We start from the raw sequence: 6545 nt of genomic DNA on the forward strand, positions 1-6545 counted from the left end.
TGAAGCTCTAAATCTTAGATTTAGTTAGCTGAACTTACTCATTCGAACGGATGTGAGGAGGAGTTTCCTTAAGAAAGTCTTTAAATCTGTGATTTACCAGCATGAACCTCATTCATTCGAACGTAAATGAGAAGGAGTTTGCGATATCAAATTTTATAATTATAAATAATAACTAGAAGTGTAGGGGACATAGTCCCCTTTTCTTGTAAAAAGGAGGCCACATGAGAGATCAAATAGAGATGACGAGGGGTGTATTTTATTCATTAGTGGGAATATGTGCACTAATTATATTTTCAATCTCATTAGAAGCAATATTTAAAGTAAAAGACACAGCATTTTTTGATATGTGGTTATCGAATCCAAACTTAAATACGGCTATGATAGGAGAAACTAGTGAAGAGTTATATCAAACATATTTAACTATGTGTATGTCTTCGTTTTTTGTTAAGATAATAACTCCAATAGGACTAGCTATACATAGTTACATTACACTGACAAAGTTAAGGGTAAATAAGTTATATGTAGTAATATGGACCGTATTATTAATAGGATCCTTTGGATTCTCAATTATAGGTGAATCTTGGTATTCAATGTTTTTTATAGTAAGTAGCATAGGCTATATTGCTTTAATTTTAATGATGATTTATTTAGGCAAATGTATTTATAACGTAAGAGGACTCTAAAATTAGAGGTAATTGAGAAATCATTAAAGGAGGGGAAAAAGCTTGAAAAAGTTTGATATGTATTTATATGATCATTTAGACCGTGAATATGATAGAAAAAACTTATACTTGTACGAAGTTGCATCTCTTCAATATGAGATAGAAGGTGCGAAGGGTAATGAAAAAGAAGAATTAAAAAAGAAATTGAATGAGTTAGTAAAAGGAAAAGCGGAGCATCCATATATTAAAAAATTAAATGAATATAAAAGTAGAGAAAAATCTTTCTTAGAAGAAACTAATAAGAAAGTTGCTGAATATAGAGGAAAGGTAGATAGCTCTCTACCAAAAAAAGTACAAAATTTAGAGGTAAGATTATTTAAAGCTAAACAATTGGTTACTTTTTATGAAAAGTATGTAGATTTAACATATGATGCTGAACTTTTATACGAACAAAATAAAATGGAGATTGCACAAATACCTCATATATTAGATTTTGCAAAAGAAACTTATAAAGAGTTAGTTGAAGCTCAGGCTAAGAAAGCTAATATAAATTCAGAAAAAGATTCTAAATTTCAAAAAGAATTTAAGAATTTCAAAATTGAAGAAAAGAAAAACTTACATGATAGAATTAGTGAGGTAAAAGCAAAACAAAAAGAAGGTTTAATATCAAAACAAGCAAAAGAAAATACTATAAAGGAACTTAAAAGAAAATATAGAGAATCTGTTATGGTAAAATCTTTTGAATGTGAAAAAACTTATAATGAAGAAGTTATAAAAAATAAAAGATATGAACTTAGTAAAACATTAAAACAAAAAATTAATACTGTAAATGTGAATGTATCTGATCTTAGAAGAGTTTATCCAATAGAGATAGAAAAGAAGATTCCATGGAAATCATATGTAACTATTTTATTCCCAGGATTGGGACAATTACTTAATAAGCAGTATATAAAATCGATAATAATGTTCTTAGGTAGCATTTATATATACACAATGGCTATTCCATATGCATTAGGTTATGGTAACTATAAAGGAGAGGGAATTGCAGGATTAATAACATTAGCGGAAGGTGCAGGAAAGCTTGATAGATCAATAATCTTTATGATTGAAGGTATACTTGCAATAACTTTAATCGTATTAGCATTAGTATTACTATTATTATCTTTTAAAGATGTTAATAAAGTTGAAAAAGAAGAAATAAAGGGAATAAGAACAAGGACTTGGATAGAAACTAAGCAAAGTTTACTTGAAGATGGATTCCCATATATGGTATCAGCACCAGCGTTAGTTGTTACAATATTTATGGTATTTATACCAGTAGCAACTACAATACTTTTATCATTTACAGGAATGGATCCAAAGCATCAAGCTAAATTTGGATGGGAAGGTCTAAGTAACTATAAGATGATTGCTTTAGGACAAGGACTAGCAGGGTCAGTATTCTGGAAGATTCTTGGATGGACAATAATTTGGACTTTAGTTGCTACTACATTAGCAATAGCTTTAGGATTCATTCTAGCTATAGTTCTTAACAATGATAGAATAAAAGGTAAAACATTATTTAGAACAATATATCTACTACCTTGGGCTGTACCAGCATTTATAACAATAACATTCTTTAGTATATTATCATCTCCAAATGGAGCATTAACACAGGCTCTACAAAGTATTTTTGGAGAAGGATTATCAATAAAAAATAACACATTTGTAGCTAGGTCAGTACTTATTTGTATACAAGCATGGCTTGGAAGTGCTTATGTTTTCTTATTATCAACAGGAGTTCTTCAATCTATAAATAAAGAACTTTATGAGGCTGCTGATATAGATGGAGCTACAAGCTTTAAGAAATTATCAAAGATTACGATACCATTAGTATTATTCCAAACAGCTCCACTTTTAGTTGGGCAATATACATTTAACTTTAACAACTTCTCAATCATATGGTTATTTAATAATGGTGGACCATTTAATCCATCGGTATATGGAAACTTAGCAGGTTCTACAGACCTTCTAATTTCATACATCTATAAGCTGACTTTAGAAAATCAATATCAAGCTTTAGGTGCTGCTATAACTATGATAGTTTCTATAGCTCTTATAATAATAGCTTATATTGGATATAGAAATACGGAAGTATTTAAAAAGGAGTAAGGGGGTAACGGTATGTTAGAAACAAACAATGTTAAACAGAAAAGTTCATTAAAGAAGAAAAAGAAAAGCAATCTTTATCTTTCAGATAAACAACCTCTTACTTTAGGAGGGAAAATTGCTCTAGGAATATCTTACGTATTCTTAATAGGTTGGGCATTAGCTGTAATATGGCCAATATTGCAAATTATAATATCTTCATTTAATGGTGAGCAAGGAAAAAGGTTAAATCTTAATGCTGGATTTAGTTTTTCTCTAAAACACTTCCAACATCTATTTGAAAATACAATGTATTTAAAATGGATGGGTAATACAATATTTATAAGTGTTGTAACTGCTATATTAGTAGTATTAATTGTTTCATTTACAGGATACGCTTATTCAAGATATAGATTTAAGGGTAAGAAAGTATCTCTTATGACAATAATGCTTATACAAACAATACCACAATTCGTTGGTATAACAGCATACTTTACTATGTACTCAATCGCATCTGATATGGTTCCAGCCTTTACTAGACAGATGATGCTTATACTTATATATGCAGGTACAGGGATTGCAGGGAATACAATTATATTAAAGGGATATCTAGATTCTATTTCAACTGAATTAGATGACGCAGCAAAAATTGATGGATGTTCTAGTATGAAAATATATAGACTTATAATAATGCCTATAGCAAGACCAATGTTAGCAATTATTGCATTATGGTCATTTATAGGACCATTTATGGATGTTCTACTATCAAAAGTTTTATTAACTACACCTGCAGATTATACATTGTCAGTAGGATTATATACGTTAGTAAACGATGAGCGTACAATTAACCAACCAGCCTTTGCAGCAGGAGCTCTTTTAGCGGCTGTGCCAATAGTAATACTGTTTATTGTATTACAAAAACAACTAGTATCAGGTCTTTCAAATGGTGCTACAAAAGGATAGGATAGGAGTGAGTAGATATGAAGGTAACATTAAATAATATAGGTAAAAAATACGAAAGCAGGGAAGATTTTACTTTAAGAAATATAAATTTAGAAATTGAAGATAAGGATTTCTGTGTAATCTTAGGACCATCAGGATGTGGTAAGACTACATTATTAAGAATGATTGCAGGACTTAACTCTATTACAGAAGGAGATCTTTTATTTGGAGAAAAAAGAGTTAATAAATTAGCATCTAAAGATAGAGATATAGCAATGGTTTTCCAAAGCTATGCATTATATCCTCACATGACTGTTTATGATAATATGGCATTTTCTTTATCAATGAGAAAAGAAAGAAAAAATGTAATAAATGAACGTGTTATGGAAGCGGCAAAATTATTACAAATAGAAAATTATTTATATTCAAAGCCTTCCGATATATCTGGTGGTCAAAGACAAAGAGTTGCATTAGGAAGAGCTATAGTTAGAAAACCAAGCGTATTCTTAATGGATGAGCCTCTTTCTAACTTAGATGCTAAGTTAAGAGAGCATATGAGAATTGAGCTTGTTAGAATTCACAAGCAATTAGGAACTACAAGTATCTACGTTACTCATGACCAAGTTGAAGCTATGACAATGGCAACTAAGATAGTTCTTATGAATGATGGTAAGATTCAACAAGTTGGTAAGCCATATGAATTCTATGAAAAGCCACAAAATATGTTCGTAGCTAGATTTATTGGTTCTCCAACAATAAATATGATAAAAGGTAAGATGGATGGTAAGAAATTTATTTCAGAAGATGGTCTTATATCTGTAACTCCATCAGAAAAGGATTTAAAAGCTTTAGCTAACCATATAGGTAAAGAAGTTTATTTAGGAATTCGTTCAGAAAGATTTGTAAGCGGAGAGGCTAAAGATAAATTTGAAGGAACAATAGATGTAATAGAAGTATTAGGAAAAGAAAAGACTTTATTTGTTAAATTAAAGAGTGGAAAAGATATGGTTATAACAGTTCCAGGACATTATCAATATGAAGCTGGAGAAAATCATACATTTGGATTTGACTTAGAAGCTTTACATTTCTTTGACGCTGAAACTGAAGAAAGAATTAACTAAAAGTGCGAGCTTAGCTCGCACTTTATTTATATTTCATATATAATATTAAGCCCTAATTTTTTAGCATATTCATACGCTTGATCCATACATGAATCCCACATAAATTTAGGGTCGTGGCAGTCAGAGTTTATTATAACTTTCAAATTAGTTTTAGCAACTTTTTCCCAAAACTTATTATGTGGATAAGGATATCTATCTATATCAGGAAATGACATTATTCCTTTTCTGAAGCCATTTGCATTAAGTTCAAGTATAGTATCATGCTTTATTGCACTTTCTATGATTATTTCACATGCTCTATCACAATTTTCATCCCATGGTAGATTATTTATAAATATAAGATCAGGATGGGCTAAGAATTTAAAAAAGTTAGTTTCTAATGCTTTAGAAATTGATAGTGCATAGTCGACATAGGAATCAGTAGAATTTAATGAGAAAGTATGTAATAATTCACCTTTAGATAAGAATACATGCTGTCCTAAGATTAAGTAATCAAGGCTTAAGTAATTTAAGAGATAATTGTAGTAACTATAGACTGATTCATCATATTCTATTTCTAAACCTATTAGAATTTTAATTTTATTTCTATATTTTATTTGCAAATATCTAATAGTATCGATATAGTCTTGAAGTTCTGAATAATCCATTCTAGTATCTTTAGTTAAATTTAATCTATCATCAGGATATGGAGCATGATCGCTAAATCCCAGTATATTTAATTTATTTTCTAAAGCAGAATTTAAGTAATCTAATTCAGTTCCAATAGCATGTCCACATCTATATGTGTGAGTATGATAATTTACTTTATGCATAATATAAATCTCCTAAAAATAATTTATTATAATATAATTTTATAAATATATTATATAAAAGTAAATAAAATAAACCTCACATAATAATGTAAGGTTTATGGTTGCGGGGGAAGGACTTGAACCTCCGACCTTCGGGTTATGAGCCCGGCGAGCTACCTACTGCTCCACCCCGCGATATTAAATATTACGATTTTAAAAATAAGAATTTGAAATCTTTATATTATAGTATACTCATAAAACGTAATAATATTCCATACAATCTAAAATTTATTTATAATTTGATTAAAAAAATATGTTAGTAATTTTAATAGAAATTAAACTAGAAAGTAATTATAGCAATAAATATAGAATATATATATTGTAAAGGTATACAAAAAAGGAGTTGGAGGGGTCAAAATGAAAATAAAAATTGAATCACTATTAATAGATAAGGATAATAGCATAGCAGAAAGAATAGGAAGTGACAATGCTTTTTGGGTGAGAGATTTAAAATTTAACGTAGATCCAAAAAGTTTAGAAGTAACTAATGAAGATCCTGAAATATTAAAATGCCTTAAGTACTATATTAATGAAAATAAGAATTTAATAGATTATTTAGAAGTAAGAGAACTCATAGACACAAGTAATATTATATGTACTAACTTCTGGAATGAAGAAGAATTTAATCGTACATGCAAATTTGAATTTAGAGATTACTTTAATTTAGAAGAGTGTAAATATGTTTATATAAATTAGAAGGAAAGGGGCTGTATCAAAAAAAAATTGATATTTGCCGATAAAGAAAAGGAAGTTCGAATTTGAACTTCCTTTTTTGCGCATAGTAATAATATGAAAAACTTCACAAAAAATGTGATTCCTATGCAACAAATAGGATTTGCATT

Annotated in this window: 6 protein-coding genes and 1 tRNA gene; 5 read left to right on the forward strand and 2 right to left on the reverse strand. The window is 29.1% G+C overall.

Annotated features, from left to right (window positions below; genetic code table 11):
• The first annotated feature begins 221 nt into the window (after nucleotides 1–221).
• The 4 genes from LQE93_RS10675 to LQE93_RS10690 are packed head-to-tail and all read left to right on the forward strand — an operon-like array spanning nucleotide 222 to nucleotide 4852.
• Nucleotides 222–683: a hypothetical protein gene (locus tag LQE93_RS10675; protein ID WP_186839518.1), complete on the forward strand. Its 462-nt coding sequence runs from the start codon at nucleotides 222–224 to the stop codon at nucleotides 681–683.
• 42 nt (nucleotides 684–725) lie between these two features.
• Nucleotides 726–2813, forward strand: coding sequence for an ABC transporter permease subunit (locus LQE93_RS10680; protein WP_231073548.1), 2088 nt, complete (start codon nucleotides 726–728; stop codon nucleotides 2811–2813).
• A 12-nt stretch (nucleotides 2814–2825) separates the two neighbouring features.
• Nucleotides 2826–3752, forward strand: a complete 927-nt coding sequence (locus tag LQE93_RS10685; RefSeq protein WP_231073549.1) for a sugar ABC transporter permease — start codon at nucleotides 2826–2828, stop codon at nucleotides 3750–3752.
• A gap of 17 nt (nucleotides 3753–3769) precedes the next feature.
• Nucleotides 3770–4852, forward strand: coding sequence for an ABC transporter ATP-binding protein (locus LQE93_RS10690; RefSeq protein WP_186839520.1), 1083 nt, complete (start codon nucleotides 3770–3772; stop codon nucleotides 4850–4852).
• Nucleotides 4853–4878: 26 nt separating this feature from the next.
• On the opposite strand, the gene LQE93_RS10695 is transcribed toward LQE93_RS10690, so the two are convergent.
• Together LQE93_RS10695 and LQE93_RS10700 are read right to left on the reverse strand one after the other, a co-directional pair.
• Nucleotides 4879–5664 carry a histidinol-phosphatase gene (locus LQE93_RS10695; RefSeq protein WP_231073551.1) on the reverse strand — a complete coding sequence of 262 codons (786 nt, stop codon included), beginning with the start codon at nucleotides 5662–5664 and terminating at the stop codon, nucleotides 4879–4881.
• 98 nt (nucleotides 5665–5762) lie between these two features.
• A tRNA-Met gene (locus tag LQE93_RS10700) sits at nucleotides 5763–5838 on the reverse strand.
• 222 nt (nucleotides 5839–6060) lie between these two features.
• Here LQE93_RS10700 and LQE93_RS10705 point away from each other — a divergent pair.
• On the forward strand, nucleotides 6061–6399 hold the full coding sequence (locus LQE93_RS10705; protein WP_055267781.1) for a hypothetical protein: 339 nt from the start codon (nucleotides 6061–6063) through the stop codon (nucleotides 6397–6399).
• The last annotated feature ends 146 nt before the right edge of the window (nucleotides 6400–6545 follow it).

The organism is Clostridium sp. NSJ-145 (assembly GCF_021044725.1).
Classification (GTDB): Bacteria; Bacillota; Clostridia; order Clostridiales; family Clostridiaceae; genus Clostridium; species Clostridium disporicum_B.

Bases quoted from the DNA above. Each gene is read 5' to 3' on its own strand.
- LQE93_RS10685 (WP_231073549.1), top strand. From the start codon at position 2,826: ATGTTAGAAACAAACAATGTTAAACAGAAAAGTTCATTAAAGAAGAAA.
- LQE93_RS10695 (WP_231073551.1), bottom strand. From the start codon at position 5,664: ATGCATAAAGTAAATTATCATACTCACACATATAGATGTGGACATGCT.
- LQE93_RS10705 (WP_055267781.1), top strand. From the start codon at position 6,061: ATGAAAATAAAAATTGAATCACTATTAATAGATAAGGATAATAGCATA.
- LQE93_RS10690 (WP_186839520.1), top strand. From the start codon at position 3,770: ATGAAGGTAACATTAAATAATATAGGTAAAAAATACGAAAGCAGGGAA.
- LQE93_RS10675 (WP_186839518.1), top strand. From the start codon at position 222: ATGAGAGATCAAATAGAGATGACGAGGGGTGTATTTTATTCATTAGTG.